This window comes from Pseudoxanthomonas kalamensis DSM 18571, from assembly GCF_010211745.1.
In the GTDB taxonomy this organism is placed as follows: domain Bacteria; phylum Pseudomonadota; class Gammaproteobacteria; order Xanthomonadales; family Xanthomonadaceae; genus Pseudoxanthomonas_A; species Pseudoxanthomonas_A kalamensis.
Map to the genome: position 1 here is coordinate 107,617 of NZ_PDWQ01000002.1, position 14,820 is coordinate 122,436.

Consider the following 14,820-nt stretch of genomic DNA (forward strand, 5'->3'; position numbering starts at 1 on the left):
AATACAAGGGACTTGCGGCACATCCTTCAACCTCTGCGGCGACCTAAAGCGCAGGATTCCCCGGCCTCCGAAGCTGCGCGCGGGCCGTCGCCCGACCCTCGCGCGCCCGTGCATGGCACCGACAGCGACATCATCACGCGTGATCGCCTTGTTCACGCGGACCGGAAAAAGACGGGTTTTTTTGCAATTTCCTATTGGCGAAGCGCTCCGAATGGCCTACATTTCGCATGCCGAATGGTTCGGCAAGAACAACCCACCTACCTAGGTAAACAGGATCACTATGGCAAAGACCAAGAAGAAGGCCGTCGCGAAGAAGGCCGCCCCGAAGAAGGCCGCCAAAGCCGCCAAGCCGGCTGCGCTGAAGCCGATCAAGGAAGCCCTGAGCAAGTCCGGCCTGGTCGCCCACATCGCCGAGGCGACCAACGTCGCCGCCAAGGACGTGCGCGCCGTGCTGGCCTCGCTGGAAAGCGCCGTGCACGCTTCGATCAGCAAGAAGGGCGCTGGCGCCTTCACCCTGCCCGGCGTGCTGAAGATCACCGCCGTCAGCGTGCCGGCCAAGCCGAAGCGCAAGGGCATCAACCCCTTCACCAAGGAAGAGCAGTGGTTCGCCGCCAAGCCCGCCACCGTGAAGGTCAAGGTGCGCCCGCTGAAGAAGCTGAAGGACGCCGCGGTCTGATCGCAGCGCACAGGCTTTGAGGTTCCGCGCTCGGGATGGCTTCGGTCATCCCGAGTCGTTTACGGCCACGGCCGCATACGCTGGAACACTGCATCGCGTCGCCGGCATTCCTGCTGGCCTCGGCGTCGGCCTATCTTGGCGGCATCGAATGCCGGCCGCAGCCCATGGAAATGCCCAGCCACCGTTACCGCATCACCGTCACTCCGGTCGAGGACGACGGCCTGCCCTGCAACGGGCGCTGCACGATCGAGTTCGAGCATCGCGACAGCGACAACTGGACCCGGCTGCTGGAATCGGCCCGCCGCGTGCAGGGTCCCTGCGGCGACGAGCGCACCGCCCTGACCATCGGCCTGCGCCTGCTCAACGGCGTGGCGGCACGACACCCCGACAACGCCGCGCTGGGCGCACTGAGTGCCGAGCTGGATCGTTTCGCGCGTACACTCACGTCTCCCTGAACCGAAAGTGCGCTCCGCACGCCTCCCGGCCGCACACGTACCGCCATGCGCAAGGCGAAGACCGCTTCCGAAGCCAAGCACCTGCTGCAGCTACCCAACATCGGCCCTGCCATGCTCGGGGACTTCCACCTGCTCGGTATCGAACGACCGCAGCAACTGGCTGATCGCGACCCCTACCAGTTGTACGACGCACTGTGCGCAACGACCGGACAGCGACACGACCCCTGCGTCATCGATACGTTCATCAGCGCGGTGCGTTTCATGCAGGGCGAACCGGCGCGGCCGTGGTGGCACTACACCGAAGAGCGCAAGATCACGCTCGCGGCCAATCCGCACCACGGCTGAGACCTTTCAGTCCGCGGTGGCGTCGTGGGTCACGAAAGTGTCTTCCCCTTCCGGAAGTTGCAGCCATTCCGGATGTTCCAGCGCGCGCCGGATGTCGGTCAGCCCGGCCCTCCAGTGCTCGCGCATCGAGGTGCGGCCGAACTGGTAGTCCTTGAAATGCCCGAACCGGGCCCGCTCGCGGTAGATCAGATGGATCACGCTGTAGCGGCGCGGACAGGCCAGCGCCTCGGCACGCTGGCACCAGGGGTTGTCGGCGCGCTGCCCCGCCGGAATTTTCTCCAGCAGTTCGCGCAGCATGCGTCGGTAATGCTGGTCCAGCCGCTGCAGGTTGGTGATGGTGCGGGTGCGACTGGAGAAGCGGATCTCCTTTTCGCGTTCGGCCACGTCCAGCAGGTGCTTCGGCAATTCGCCGCGCGCGTTCCACAGATCGACCTGGAACACCAGCGCGTCGCGTCGCGGCTCGGAAGCGAATACCTGCGATAGCGGCGTGTTGGAGACGATGCCGCCGTCCCAGAACCAGCGTCCGTCGATCTCCACCGCCGGGAACGCCGGCGGCAGCGCCCCCGAGGCCATGATGTGGCGCGCATCCAGTCGTATCTGCGCGTTGTCGAAGTACTCCATGTTGCCGCTGGCCACATCCACCGCGCCGACGCTGACGCGGATGCCGCCGTCGTTGAGGCGGTCGAAATCGACCAGCCGCTCCAGCGTATCCAGCATCGGCCGGGTGTCGTAGATGCTGGCGGTACCGGGGCCGGTGGCCGACGGATCGAACCACGGCCTGGGCGTGTAGAAACCGTGCTGCCCTTCGATCATCGCCCGCCACGCTTCCCAGGCATCCAGCCAGCCGCGCGAATCGGCATCCATGTATTCCAGCCAGGCTTCCTGCCCCAGCGTGGTCGCCGGCAGCCAGTACGGGCGCGAGATCGTGCGCCAGAATTCACGCAAGGCCTCAATCCGCTTGCCCGGCGGGTTGCCGGCGATGATCGCGGTGTTGAACGCGCCGATCGAGATTCCGGCCAGCCAATCCGGCTCAATCCCGGCCGCGTGCAGGCCTTCGTACACGCCGGCCTGATAGGCGCCCAGCGCACCTCCGCCCTGCAGGACCAGCGCGGTCGCCGCGGGCTGCGAATCCTCCTTTGCGCCACGCGCCGAATTCGCTGCGGATTTGCGCCCGGTCGTGCCGGGTCGGCTGCGCCGGGTCGCCATCGCGCTACTGCATGTGCCAGCCGTGGCTGACCACCAGGCTCTGCCCAGTCAGCGCCGCGCTCGGGAATTCGCACAGGAAGCGTACCGTTTCGGCCACGTCCTCCACGGTGGTGAAGATGCCATCGACGGTTTCGCCCAGCATCACCTTCTTCACGACCTCCTCTTCGCTGATGCCCAGTTCCCTGGCCTGTTCCGGGATCTGCTTTTCCACCAGCGGCGTGCGCACGAAACCCGGGCAGACCACGTGCGAGCGCACGTTGTGCTTGCCACCCTCCTTGGCCAGTACCCGCGCCAGCCCGAGCAGGCCATGCTTGGCGGTCACGTAGGCCGACTTCAGCGGCGAAGCCTGGTGCGAATGCACCGAACCCATGTAGATCACCACACCGCCGCGGTCGTTGGCGTACATCGCCGGCAATACCGCCTTGGTGGTCAGGAAGGCGCCGTCCAGATGGATCGCCAGCATCTTCTTCCAGTCGGAGAACGCGTACTGCTCGATCGGATTGACGATCTGCACGCCGGCATTGGACACCAGGATGTCCACCGCGCCCAGCGTGGCGGTCACCTGCGCAATGCCGTCGTTGACCGCCGCTTCGTTGGTGACGTCCATCGTCACGCCGGTCGCCTTGCCGCCACCGGCGATGATCTCGTCGGCCACCACCTTGGCGCCATCGGCGTTCAGGTCGGCGATGGCGACCGCACAGCCGCGTGCGGCCAGCACCAGTGCGATCTGTTTGCCGATGCCGCTGGCCGCGCCGGTGACCACCGCGACCTTGCCGTGCAGGGATGAAGAAGTCATGTCCAGTTCCTCGATCTTGGGGGAGTCTGCCGCCATCCTGCCTCAGCAGAACGGCGCCGGGCATCGTACCTGCGGCCGATGCCGTGCCGGTTTCAGTCCTTCGGCTGCAACATGGTGCCGGTGCAGTTCTTCGAACCGCACTTGCACGCCCACAGCTTCTTCAGCTTGGCCGTGTACGGCTCGTCCAGCACGATGCCGTAGTTGTAGGTCAGTTCCTCGCCCGGCTTGATGTTGCGGATGGCGTGGATGTAGACCTTGTCCTTCTTGCGGTTCTTGCCGTCGTGCTCTTCCACCTCGGATTCGCAGTTCGGATTGCAACTGTGGTTGATCCAGCGCGCGATGTTGCCGTCGACGTTGGCGTCGATCACGTAGTCGTCGTTGAGCGTGAACAGGAAGGTGTGGCCATCCTCGTCGTCGTCGCCGTACACGTCGTCCACGTCCTCGTGGGTTCGTACCTTGCCCTTGTAGCGAACGATGCGCTCGCCCTTCCTGATCGCCTCGGTGGCGAACACGCCATTGCCGTGGATGCTGGACAGTCGGGCCTCGATCTTCTTCCTTTTCTTGTTGGACATCACGCTTGCGTTTTCGGCGGTGGGAGCTCGATTGTCGCACGACGACGTTGCCTGCGTGGCGCAGGCCATCCTGCAGAAAACCGCGCGAAACGCGGGCACAGGAACACGCCGCCGAATCGGCGTCATGACAATACTGGTCTGATCGCGGCATAAAGAGTACAATTTTGGTCCGTTTTAAGGTGCCCGCCTCTCCATGCTTCGCGTCACCAAGCTGACCGACTACGCCACCGTGATCCTGACCGTGCTCGCCGCGCGGCCGGGCGCGGTGCTGAGCGCGGTCGACCTGGCCGAGCAGGCCGGGCTGGAAACGCCCACCGTCAGCAAGGTGCTCAAGCCGCTGGCCCAGGCCAACCTGGTCGAAGGCTTCCGTGGTGTCCACGGCGGCTACCGGCTGGCGCGCCCGGCCGAGGCGATCACCCTGGTCGACATCGTCGAGGCGATGGAAGGCCCGCTGGCGATGACCGAATGCAGCCTCGACCACAGCGAGTGCGGCATTTCCCACCAGTGCGGGGTCCGCGCCAACTGGCGCCGCATCAACGATGTCGTCGCCGACGCCCTGCGCAGCGTCAGCCTGGCGCAGATGCTCGCAGACGCCCCGCTTCCTTCCGGCACCGGCGGAGGCAAACGCATTGCCGCCCGCCTGACCCACGCATGACCCGCAGGCAGCCCATGGCCACCCCAACCGACACCCTCGAGACTCCGGTCCGCAACGCGGAGATCCTGCAGCAGCTCGGCCGCCGCTACGACGCCGGCTTCGTCACCAACATCGAATCCGACTCGCTGCCGCCGGGCCTGGACGAGAACGTGGTGCGCGCGCTGTCGGCCAAGAAGGGCGAGCCCGAATGGATGACCGAATGGCGCGTGGCCGCCTACCGGCACTGGCTGACCATGCCGATGCCGCACTGGGCCAAACTGCAGATCGCGCCGATCGACCTGCAGGCCATCAGCTACTATTCGGCACCCAAGGGCCCGAAGTACAAGTCCATCGACGAGGTGCCGCAGGAGTTGCTGGACACCTACGACAAGCTCGGCGTGCCGCTGCACGAACGCGCCAAGCTGGCCGGCGTCGCGGTCGATGCGGTGTTCGACTCGGTCAGCGTCGGCACCACCTTCCGCAAGGAACTGGCCGAGAAGGGCATCATCTTCTGCTCGATGTCCGAGGCCATCGCCGAGCATCCGGAGCTGGTCAGGCAGTACCTGGGCAGCGTGGTGCCGGTCGGCGACAACTACTTCGCCGCGCTGAATTCGGCAGTGTTCTCCGACGGCAGCTTCGTGTTCGTGCCGCGCGGCGTGCGCTGCCCGATGGAGCTCAGCACCTATTTCCGCATCAACGCCGGCCACACCGGGCAGTTCGAACGCACCCTGATCGTGTGCGAGGACCAGGCCTACGTCAGCTATCTGGAGGGCTGCACCGCGCCGATGCGCGACGAAAACCAGCTGCATGCCGCAGTAGTGGAACTGGTCGCACTGGAAGACGCCGAAATCAAGTATTCGACCGTGCAGAACTGGTATCCGGGCGACGAGCAGGGCCGCGGCGGCATCTACAACTTCGTGACTAAACGCGCCGAATGCCGCGGCGCGCGCAGCAAGGTGACCTGGACCCAGGTCGAAACCGGGTCGGCGATCACCTGGAAATACCCGTCCTGCGTGCTGCTGGGCGACGACTCGACCGGCGAGTTCCACAGCGTCGCCCTGACCCACCACTGCCAGCAGGCCGACACCGGCACCAAGATGATCCATGTCGGCAAGCGCACCAAGAGCAAGATCGTCAGCAAGGGCATCAGCGCCGGGCGCGGACAGAACAGCTATCGCGGGCTGGTGCGGATCGGCGCCGGCGCCGACGGCGCGCGCAACTACACCCAGTGCGACAGCCTGCTGATCGGCAAGCAGTGCGGCGCGCACACCTTCCCCTACATCGAGGTGAAGAACCCCGACGCGACCGTCGAGCACGAGGCCACCACCTCCAAGATCAGCGACGAGCAGATGTTCTATTGCCGCAGCCGTGGGATCAGCGAGGAAGACGCGGTCAGCCTGATCGTCGACGGCTTCTGCAAGCAGGTGTTCCGCGAACTGCCGATGGAATTCGCGGTGGAGGCGAAGAAGCTGCTGGAAGTCAGTCTGGAAGGAAGCGTCGGATGACTTCATCGGAACCCTTCTCCCACTAGCGGGAGAAGGTGGCGCGGAGCGCCGGATGAGGGCACTCCATATTTCCCTCACCCCTACCCCTCTCCCACAAACGGGAGAGGGATTCGAAAATGAACTGGAAACATCATGCTGAAGATCGACAACCTCCACGCCAGCGTCGCCGGGAAGGAAATCCTCAAGGGGCTTTCGCTGGAGGTGAAAGCCGGTGAAGTGCACGCCATCATGGGCCCCAACGGCGCCGGCAAATCCACGCTGGGCAACATCCTGGCCGGCCGCGAAGGTTATGAAGTCACCGCCGGCAGCGTCGAGTTCGACGGCAAGCCATTGTTGGAACTAGAGCCGGAACAGCGCGCCGCCGAAGGCGTGTTCCTCGCCTTCCAGTACCCGGTGGAAATCCCCGGCGTCAACAACACCTACTTCCTGCGCAGCGCACTGAACGCGCAGCGCAAGTCGCGCGGCGAGGAGGAACTGGATTCGATGCAGTTCCTCAAGCGGGTGCGCGAGAAGCTGGCCGTGCTGCACCTGAAGGACGAGCTGCTGCACCGGGGCGTGAACGAAGGATTTTCCGGCGGCGAGAAGAAGCGCAACGAGATCTTCCAGATGGCGGTGCTGGAACCGAAGCTGGCGATCCTGGACGAGACCGACAGCGGCCTGGACATCGACGCGCTGAAGAACGTCGCCGACGGCGTCAACGCGCTGCGTTCGCCCGAGCGCGCCTTCCTGGTCATCACCCACTACCAGCGCCTGCTCGATTACATCAAGCCGGACGTGGTCCATGTGCTGGCCGATGGCCGTATCGTGCAGAGCGGCGGCCCGGAGCTGGCGCTGGAACTGGAGGCGCATGGCTACGCCTGGCTGAAGGACCGGGTAGCGCCGGAGCAGGCCGCGTGAGCCACGCCCTGCTCGATTCGCTGGCTTCGGGCTTCGACGGCGACGCCGGCCGCCGCGCGTTGCTGGACGCCGCCTTGCGCGACGGCTTGCCCGGCCCGCGCAGCGAAGCCTGGAAGTACACCTCGCTGCGCGCGCTGGAACGCCGGCGTTTCGACCAGCCGCCACATGCACCTGCCATCGACATCGACCCGGCGCTGCTGTCCGACATTCCGGCGCCGCGACTGGTCTTCGTCAATGGTCGTTTCGACGATACTTATTCCGACATGCACGACCTGCCGGCCGGCGTGAGCCTGCATGTGCAGGACAACGCCGACGGATCGTCCGAACCGACAGCCGGCAGCGACGAGGTGTTCGCGCGCCTGAATGCCGCGCTGGCGCGCACCGGCGCACGACTGACGGTGGAGGCCGGCGTCCATGCTGAAACGCCGGTGCATCTGGTCTTCATCGGCGCCAGCGCCGACCGCGACTTGGCTTGGCACCTGCGCCATCGGATCGAACTGGCTGTCGGCGCACGGCTATCGCTGGTCGAACACCACCTGGCCGCCGGCGAACACCGCCATCTGGACAACAGCGTGCTGGAGCTTCGCCTGCAAGCCGGCGTCGTGCTGGAACACCTGCGCCTGCAGGCCGGCAGCGACGGCGCGACCTCGTTCCTGCGCACCGATGCACAACTGCTGGGTGCGGCCCGCTACCTGCGCTGCGACCTGGAACTCGGTGCGGCATTGTCGCGGCACGAGCTCGATGTACGGCTGGACGACCGCGACGCCGAAGTGGTCGCCAATGGCGTGCTGCTCGCCAGCGGCCGCCGTCACCTGGATACCCGACTGGGCATCGAGCACGTCGCCCGCGATACCCGCTGCGGGCTACTGTGGCGCGGCATCGGCGCCGGCCGCGCGCGTGCCGTGTTCCACGGTGGCATCACCATCCACGCCGGCGCCGACGGCAGCGATGCGCAACTGTCGAACAAGAACCTGCTGCTTTCGCCCACCGCCGAAATTGACACCCAGCCGGTGCTGGTCATCCACGCCGACGAAGTGCAGGCCGCGCACGGCGCCACCGTCGGCCAGCTCGACCCCAATGCCTTGTTCTACCTGCGCTCGCGCGGTCTGCCGCAGGCGCAGGCGCAACAGCTGCTGACCGCCGCTTTCGTCCGCGAACCGCTGGCGGCACTGCCTTCACCGGCGCTGCGCGCGCTGGCCGAAGCCCGGCTGGACGCCGCGTTGCGGGAACTGGACGAATGAACGCCGCCGCCCGCCCCGGACAAGTGGCATCGCCGATCGACTGGCAGGCCGTACGCGCCGATTTCCCGCTATTGCAACGACAGGTGCACGGCAAGCCGCTGGTGTATTTCGACAATGCCAACACCGGGCAGAAGCCGGCAACGGTGATCGCGGCGGTCGACGACTTCTACCGCCAGCACAACGCCAACGTCAGCCGCGCCGTGCACCAGTTGGGCAGCGAGGCCACCGACGCCTACGAGGGCGCCCGCGGCAAACTGGCCGCTTTCCTCAACGTGCGAGCCGACGAACTGGTGCTGTGCAGCGGCACCACCTTCGCCATCAACCTGGTCGCGTATTCGTGGGCGCTGCCGCGGCTGCAGGCCGGCGACACGATCCTGGTGTCGCGGATGGAGCACCACGCCAACATCGTGCCGTGGCAACTGGTCGCCGAACGCACCGGGGCGACGGTCCGGGTTGCGGAAATCCTCGAAGACGGCAGTCTCGATCTCGATGCGCTGTACGCGTCGATGACCGCGGACGTGAAGCTGCTGGCCGTGGCCCATGTCAGCAACGTGCTGGGCATGGTCAACCCGGTGCGCGAGATCTGCCGGGAGGCGCGCAAGCGCGGCATCGTCAGCGTGGTCGACGGCTCGCAGGCGGTTCCGCACCGACCGGTCGACATCGCCGCGATCGGCTGCGACTTCTATGCCTTCACCGGGCACAAGATGTGCGGGCCGACCGGCACCGGCGCGCTGTGGGCGCGGCGCGAGCACCTGCAGGCGATGCCGCCGTTCCTCGGCGGCGGCGAGATGATCAAGGAAGTCAGCTTCGAAGGCACCGTGTTCAACGACCCGCCGCACAAGTTCGAGGCCGGCACCCCCAACATCGCCGGTTTCGTCGGCCTCGGCGCGGCGGTGGACTACCTGTCCACGCTGGGCATGGCGAACGTCGAGGCGCGCGAAACCGAGCTGCTGGCCCACCTGACCGAGGAGCTGAACCGCATCGAAGGATTGCGCATCTTCGGTCGTGCGCCGGACAAGGCCGCCGTGGTCTCGTTCCTGCTCGAAGGCGCGCACGCGCACGACCTGGCCACCCTGCTCGACCTGGAAGGCGTGGCCGTGCGCTCCGGCCAGCACTGCGCGCATCCGCTGCTGCAGTTCTACGGCGTGGCCGCCACCTGCCGCGCCTCGCCGGCGTTCTACAACACGCACGAGGAAATCGAGGCCTTCGTGGCCGCGCTATGCAAGGTGCGCAAGCTGCTGGGCTGAAGCCGCGACCGCCGCCGGGGCGCTAGAATCTCCGCCATGCAGACGCCGGAATTCCGCGTGGCCACCGTGGCCGACATCCCCGCCCTGGTCGAACTGGTCACTTCGGCCTATCGCGGCGAGGTCAGCCGTCAGGGCTGGACCACCGAGGCCGACCTGCTGGACGGCCAGCGCATCGATCCGGACGTGCTCCGCCACGATATCGAACGCCCGCGCAGCCGGGTGCTGCTGGCCGAGCGCGACGGCGAGTTGCTGGCCTGCGCGCATATCGCCGATGAAGACGGCGTCGGCTACTTCGGCATGTTCTCGGTGCGTCCCGATTTGCAGGGCGCCGGCCTCGGCAAGGCGCTGCTGGCCGAATCCGAACGCATCGCCGGCCGCGAATGGTCGCTGTCGCGGATGCGGATGACGGTGATCGACGTGCGCGAGGAACTGATCGCCTACTACCAGCGCCGCGGCTACCGGCGCACCGGCATCACCAAACCCTTCCCCTACGGCGACGCCCGTTTCGGCCTGCCGCTTCGCGACGACCTGCGCTTCGAGGTACTGGAGAAAGACTTGTCGCTGGAGGCCGCCGCATGAGCGAGACCTGGACCTTCATCTGCCCCACCGGCGAACTGCTGCCGGGTGAGATGAAGACCGCGTTCGACGAGGTCACCGGCGCCGGCATCGTGGTGTTCAACCTGGATGGCGAGCTGTACGCGCTGGAGGACCGCTGCAGTCACGAGGAATTCGAGTTGTCGGTTGGCAGCCTGGACCCGGCCGAAGGCTCGATCGAATGCATCCTGCACGGCGCCCGCTTCGATGTCCGCGACGGCCGCCCGCTGTGTGCGCCCGCCTACGAACCGGTGGCCAAGTTCCCGGTCAAGACCGAACACGGCGGCGTCTGGAGCCGCGACGACCGCGACTGACGCCGGTTTTCACCGGTTTGGGTGACGCCTTGGTTGTAAACGGGAATCACTCTCATTATCATGTCCATTCGTTTCGAATGCCGAGGCGCATGCCGCCCTGTTCACGTTGATTCCGCAAGCCGCCACTGCCCGCGCCTTCTGCCTCCGGCTCACGACACGCTTGTCGCTGGCCGGACTGGCATGCCTGCTCGGCATCGGCGTGGCGATGGCCGTCCCGGATAGCGAATCGAAGCCCATGCTACCGGTCCATGCCGCCGTGCAGGGCGAGACCCCAGATCCGGTCGTGCTGGCCCCCGCGGAACAGGATGACCTAGCCAACGATTCGACCCGGCTGCTGCCCGAAGGCGAGGACATCCTTGCGGACGCCCCGTCGCAGCTGCGTGCCGTGGTCAATCCGTCCTTCCTGCCTCGCTTCGGCCTTGCTCCCGCGCATGCCGACACACGCCGCCGCTATCGCGGCCAGGCGCCGCCCCGCGGCTGAGCCCAGCCCGCGTTCGCCTGCGCTCCACACCCAGGCGCCATCGTTGTCCGCTTCCCCACAGCCACCCGCACGCCAGCACGACTGATCGTCCTCGCTGCAGCCAGGAAAGTGCTTGTCCGGCGATCCATTGCCGGCAGGCCGAGCCCTCGCCCATCGCGGTAGCCGCTCCAACCACCCTACTACCGACTGACTGGACACCATGACCCACATCAAGAGCCGCAAACACGCGCCGCGCTCGCAGCGCACCCAGCCCAGCCTGGCCACCGCCACCCTGCTCACCGGCCTGGCCCTGACCACTCCGATCGTCGCCGCCCAGGAAGCGCCCGATGGCGCCCGCGAAGCCACCACACTGGACGGTGTCCAGGTCAAGGGCGTGCGCGGCTACAAGGCCGAGCGCCTGGCCTCACCGAAGTTCACCCAGGACCTGCAGGACACCCCGCAGACCATCCAGATCATCACCGACGACCTGTTCAACCAGCAGGGCGCCACCACCCTGACCGAGGCGCTGCGCAACAGTCCCGGCGTAGGCACCTTCTACGTCGGCGAAAACGGCAATACCACCACCGGCGACACCGTCTACATGCGCGGTTTCGACACCTCCAGCAGCATCTTCGTCGATGGCGTGCGCGACCTGGGATCGATCTCGCGCGACGTGTTCAACATCGAACAGGTCGAAGTGGAAAAGGGACCGGCCGGCACCGACAACGGCCGCTCCGCGCCGACCGGCGCGATCAACATGGTCAGCAAGCAGGCCAACCTGCACGACGCGATCGCCGCCAGCCTCAGCGCCGGCAGCGACGGTCAGCAGCGCGGCACCGGCGACTGGAACCACGGCTTCGCCGGCTTGCCCGGCAGCGCCCTGCGCATCAACGCGATGTGGCAGGACAGCGACGCGCCCGGCCGCGACCATGTCAACGGCAGCCGCTGGGGCATCGCGCCTTCGCTGGGCTTCGGTCTGGACGGCGATACCCGGCTGTTCCTGAACCTGCTGTACGTCAAGCAGGACAACGTGCCCGACGGCGGCGTGCCGACCATCGGCCTGCCTGGCTGGGAACCGCAGGCTGGGTTGGAAAACCTGATCGGCCACCCGGTCGATCCGGAAAACTTCTACGGCACCCGCAGCGACCACGACGACGTGACCGCGCAGATGGCCACGCTGCGCTTCGAACACGACTTCTCCGACGCCCTGAAGCTGACCAACACCGCGCGCTGGGGCCAAACCGAACAGGATTACCTGCTGACCGCGTTCATGACCACCGGCGGCGCCACCGGCAACGTGCAGGCCAGCGACCCGGACGACCTGTCGACCTACACGGTCAATCGCAGCCTGCCGACCTTCAAGGACCAGACCAACACCATCGTCACCGACCAGCTCAACCTGCGCGCGGATTTCGCCACCGGCGGCGTCGAGCACAACCTGAGCACCGGTCTGGAATTCACTCGCGAAGAGCTGGAAACCCGTGGTCAAGGCGCCAGCAACGGCAGCAGCTGGCCGGCGGCCAGCCTGTACGATCCGGACTGGGACGTCACCGGGCTGACCTGGGCGCATACCGGTGCGCACAGCCGCGGCCGGACCACTACCTGGTCGGCATACCTGTTCGACACGCTCAAGTTCGGTGAACGCTTCCTGCTGACCGCGGGCCTGCGCCTGGACCGCTACGACACCGAGTTCCAGAGCAGCGCCGTCTGCGGCGGTCGCGGCGGCCCCGCCTGCGGCGACAATCCCGCCGGCACCGTGCTGCCTTCGGTCGATGCCGACGTCTCCGACACCCTGTTCAACTGGAAGCTCGGGGCGGTGTACAAGCCGGTCGAATCGCTCAGCCTGTACGCCAACTTCGCCCTGTCGCAGCAGCCGCCCGGCGGCAGCTCGCTGGAACTGAGCGCCTCGGCCAACAACGCCAACAACCCGATCTACGATCCGCAGGAAGCGGATACCTGGGAAATCGGCGCCAAGTGGGAACTGCTGCACAACCTGGCCCTGAACCTGGCCCTGTTCCAGACCGACGTCACCAACGAAGTCATCAGCGATGGCGCCGGCGGCTACTACCAGCAGGGCGAGAAGCAGGTGAAGGGCGTCGAGCTGTCCACGGTCGGCCAGCTGACCGAGAACTGGTCGATCTCGGCCGGCTATACCCGCATGGACACGCAAATCGAACAGGGGCCCACGATCACCTCCGACGGCACCCCGAACCTGACCTACACCCCGGAGGAAGCCTTCACCAGCTGGACCAGCTACCACTTCCCGTTCGGCCTGACCGTCGGCGGTGGCGTGCGCTACTCCGGTGAAATGCATCGTGGCACCGACGGCGCCGCCGGCACGCCGAAGACCACCAAGTCGTACACGGTCTGGGACGCAGTGGCCTCGTACGAGGTCAGCGACAGCCTGACCCTGCGCCTGAATGCCTACAACCTGTTCGACAAGCAATACGTCGCCGCGATCAACAAGAGCGGCTACCGCTACACTCCGGGTACGCCGCGTACCTTCCTGCTCAGCGCGGACTTCCGCTTCTGAGCCCCTGCCGCGGTCGGGGACTTTCCCCGGCCGCGGTGCGACCGAGTTCCACACCATGCTGCTGCACATCCCCGAGGTACTGACCGACGACGAACTGGCCGGGATCCGGCGGGCGCTGGACAGCGCCGACTGGGCCGACGGCCGGGAAACGGTCGGCGTGCAGGGCGCGCAGGTCAAGCGCAACCAGCAACTGCCCGACGCCTCGCCTGTGAAGGCCGAACTGGGCCGGATCGTGCTGGCGGCGCTGCAGCGCAACCCGCTGTACTTCGCCGCTGCACTGCCGTTGCGCACGCTGCCGCCACGCTTCAACCGCTACCAGGGCGGCGGCGAATACGGCTTCCACGTCGACGGCGCGGTGATGATCAGCGGCCACGACGACACCCGCAGCATGCTGCGCTCGGACCTATCGTGCACGCTGTTCCTGTGCGAGCCGGACGAATACGACGGCGGCGAACTGGTCGTCAGCGACACCTACGGCGAACACGAGGTCAAGCTGCCGGCCGGCGACCTGATCCTGTATCCGTCCAGCAGCCTGCACAAGGTCACCCCGGTCACCCGCGGCGCGCGGCTGGCCTCGTTCTTCTGGGTACAGAGCATGGTCCGCGACGAATCCCGGCGCCGGCTGCTGTTCGAAATGGACACCTCGATCGAAACCCTGCGCCACAGCGGCGCCGATCAGGACGCCGTGCTGCAACTGACGGGCGTGTACCACAACCTGCTGCGGCAATGGGCCGAAGTTTAAGCAAACGGGATTCGTTTGCTTTTGCGAGTGATTCTTATTAATATGTTCCCCCGACGCCGGCACGCCTTCGCCTTCCGCCTGCCTGCCGGCCCCGTGGGGAATTCCGCTCTTGTCGTCATCGCGCCTTCCAAGCTGCCCATCGCCCGCCGCCGGCCACCGATCTCGGGCCTGGCTGTTGCCGGCACTGCTGATGCTGGCGCTGGCATTGCCGGCAAAGGCCTGGGCAGGCAACGGCGATAGCACCCGCGGCCCCGCAGGTCGCTGCACGGCCACGGCCAGCGCCGAATCTGCTCATGCGCATGTCCTGGACGAACGCGACCAGGGCCAGCCGGCGCTGCCGACCCATCAGGACATGCCGGCCAAGAAGCGCCGCAGCGGCGACTGGCTGCCTGCGCAGCCGCGACCCGCGCCGTCGCCCCTGATCGCCGCGACTCCCGCCGATGCCGACACAGCACGGCTGGCTTCGGCCCGCACCCGCTTTCTGCAGGCGGCCGTCGCGCTGCCGATGCCTTCGCCGCTGACGCAACAGCCCCCCGGACAGGCCCCGCCGCGCGCCTGAGCTGCGCCCGCCGCAACGTCGCGGCAACCCGGCTCCGCGAGCCG

General features: G+C 66.7%; 17 protein-coding genes. 14 read left to right on the forward strand and 3 right to left on the reverse strand.

Annotation, left to right across the window (positions count from 1 at the left end):
* Window positions 1-280: 280 nt before the first annotated feature.
* From CSC70_RS04485 to CSC70_RS04495, 3 genes are all read left to right on the forward strand, one after another.
* Window positions 281-676, forward strand: a complete 396-nt coding sequence (locus CSC70_RS04485) for an HU family DNA-binding protein (RefSeq protein ID WP_162455467.1) — start codon at window positions 281-283, stop codon at window positions 674-676.
* Between the two features lie 164 nt (window positions 677-840).
* On the forward strand, window positions 841-1,131 hold the full coding sequence (locus CSC70_RS04490) for a DUF3861 family protein (RefSeq protein WP_162455823.1): 291 nt from the start codon (window positions 841-843) through the stop codon (window positions 1,129-1,131).
* Window positions 1,132-1,176: 45 nt separating this feature from the next.
* Window positions 1,177-1,476, forward strand: a complete 300-nt coding sequence (locus CSC70_RS04495) for a helix-hairpin-helix domain-containing protein (protein ID WP_162455468.1) — start codon at window positions 1,177-1,179, stop codon at window positions 1,474-1,476.
* A gap of 6 nt (window positions 1,477-1,482) precedes the next feature.
* Here the strand turns inward: CSC70_RS04495 and CSC70_RS04500 are convergent, their stop codons facing one another.
* The 3 genes from CSC70_RS04500 to CSC70_RS04510 form a co-directional block, all read right to left on the reverse strand.
* Window positions 1,483-2,682: a DUF3734 domain-containing protein gene (locus CSC70_RS04500; protein WP_162455469.1), complete on the reverse strand. Its 1,200-nt coding sequence runs from the start codon at window positions 2,680-2,682 to the stop codon at window positions 1,483-1,485.
* 4 nt (window positions 2,683-2,686) lie between these two features.
* Window positions 2,687-3,478, reverse strand: coding sequence for a 3-hydroxybutyrate dehydrogenase (locus CSC70_RS04505; RefSeq protein WP_162455470.1), 792 nt, complete (start codon window positions 3,476-3,478; stop codon window positions 2,687-2,689).
* Window positions 3,479-3,570: 92 nt separating this feature from the next.
* Window positions 3,571-4,050: an SET domain-containing protein gene (locus tag CSC70_RS04510; protein WP_162455471.1), complete on the reverse strand. Its 480-nt coding sequence runs from the start codon at window positions 4,048-4,050 to the stop codon at window positions 3,571-3,573.
* 193 nt (window positions 4,051-4,243) lie between these two features.
* On the opposite strand from CSC70_RS04510, the gene CSC70_RS04515 reads away from it, so the two are divergent.
* The 11 genes from CSC70_RS04515 to CSC70_RS04565 all read left to right on the forward strand — a co-directional run bounded on the left by CSC70_RS04515 (window position 4,244) and on the right by CSC70_RS04565 (window position 14,776).
* A complete protein-coding gene (locus CSC70_RS04515) occupies window positions 4,244-4,705 on the forward strand; it encodes an SUF system Fe-S cluster assembly regulator (protein ID WP_162455472.1) in 462 nt (153 codons plus the stop codon).
* Window positions 4,706-4,719: 14 nt separating this feature from the next.
* A complete protein-coding gene (gene sufB / locus CSC70_RS04520; RefSeq protein ID WP_162455473.1) occupies window positions 4,720-6,189 on the forward strand; it encodes a Fe-S cluster assembly protein SufB in 1,470 nt (489 codons plus the stop codon).
* Between the two features lie 132 nt (window positions 6,190-6,321).
* Window positions 6,322-7,086 (forward strand): Fe-S cluster assembly ATPase SufC, encoded by a 765-nt coding sequence (gene sufC / locus CSC70_RS04525; RefSeq protein WP_162455474.1) that lies wholly within the window; start codon window positions 6,322-6,324, stop codon window positions 7,084-7,086.
* Window positions 7,083-8,327 (forward strand): Fe-S cluster assembly protein SufD, encoded by a 1,245-nt coding sequence (sufD, locus tag CSC70_RS04530; RefSeq protein ID WP_162455475.1) that lies wholly within the window; start codon window positions 7,083-7,085, stop codon window positions 8,325-8,327. Before sufC ends, sufD begins: the two co-directional genes overlap by 4 nt.
* Entirely contained in the window at window positions 8,324-9,574 is a 1,251-nt protein-coding gene (locus CSC70_RS04535) for a cysteine desulfurase (RefSeq protein ID WP_162455476.1), read from the forward strand. Before sufD ends, CSC70_RS04535 begins: the two co-directional genes overlap by 4 nt.
* Window positions 9,575-9,610: 36 nt before the next feature.
* On the forward strand, window positions 9,611-10,153 hold the full coding sequence (locus tag CSC70_RS04540; protein WP_162455477.1) for a GNAT family N-acetyltransferase: 543 nt from the start codon (window positions 9,611-9,613) through the stop codon (window positions 10,151-10,153).
* Window positions 10,150-10,482, forward strand: a complete 333-nt coding sequence (locus CSC70_RS04545) for a non-heme iron oxygenase ferredoxin subunit (RefSeq protein ID WP_162455478.1) — start codon at window positions 10,150-10,152, stop codon at window positions 10,480-10,482. Before CSC70_RS04540 ends, CSC70_RS04545 begins: the two co-directional genes overlap by 4 nt.
* A gap of 106 nt (window positions 10,483-10,588) precedes the next feature.
* On the forward strand, window positions 10,589-10,963 hold the full coding sequence (locus CSC70_RS04550; protein WP_162455479.1) for a hypothetical protein: 375 nt from the start codon (window positions 10,589-10,591) through the stop codon (window positions 10,961-10,963).
* 199 nt (window positions 10,964-11,162) lie between these two features.
* Window positions 11,163-13,475 carry a catecholate siderophore receptor Fiu gene (locus CSC70_RS04555; protein WP_162455480.1) on the forward strand — a complete coding sequence of 771 codons (2,313 nt, stop codon included), beginning with the start codon at window positions 11,163-11,165 and terminating at the stop codon, window positions 13,473-13,475.
* 55 nt (window positions 13,476-13,530) lie between these two features.
* Window positions 13,531-14,217 carry a Fe2+-dependent dioxygenase gene (locus CSC70_RS04560; RefSeq protein WP_162455481.1) on the forward strand — a complete coding sequence of 229 codons (687 nt, stop codon included), beginning with the start codon at window positions 13,531-13,533 and terminating at the stop codon, window positions 14,215-14,217.
* A gap of 175 nt (window positions 14,218-14,392) precedes the next feature.
* Window positions 14,393-14,776, forward strand: a complete 384-nt coding sequence (locus tag CSC70_RS04565; RefSeq protein ID WP_162455482.1) for a hypothetical protein — start codon at window positions 14,393-14,395, stop codon at window positions 14,774-14,776.
* The last annotated feature ends 44 nt before the right edge of the window (window positions 14,777-14,820 follow it).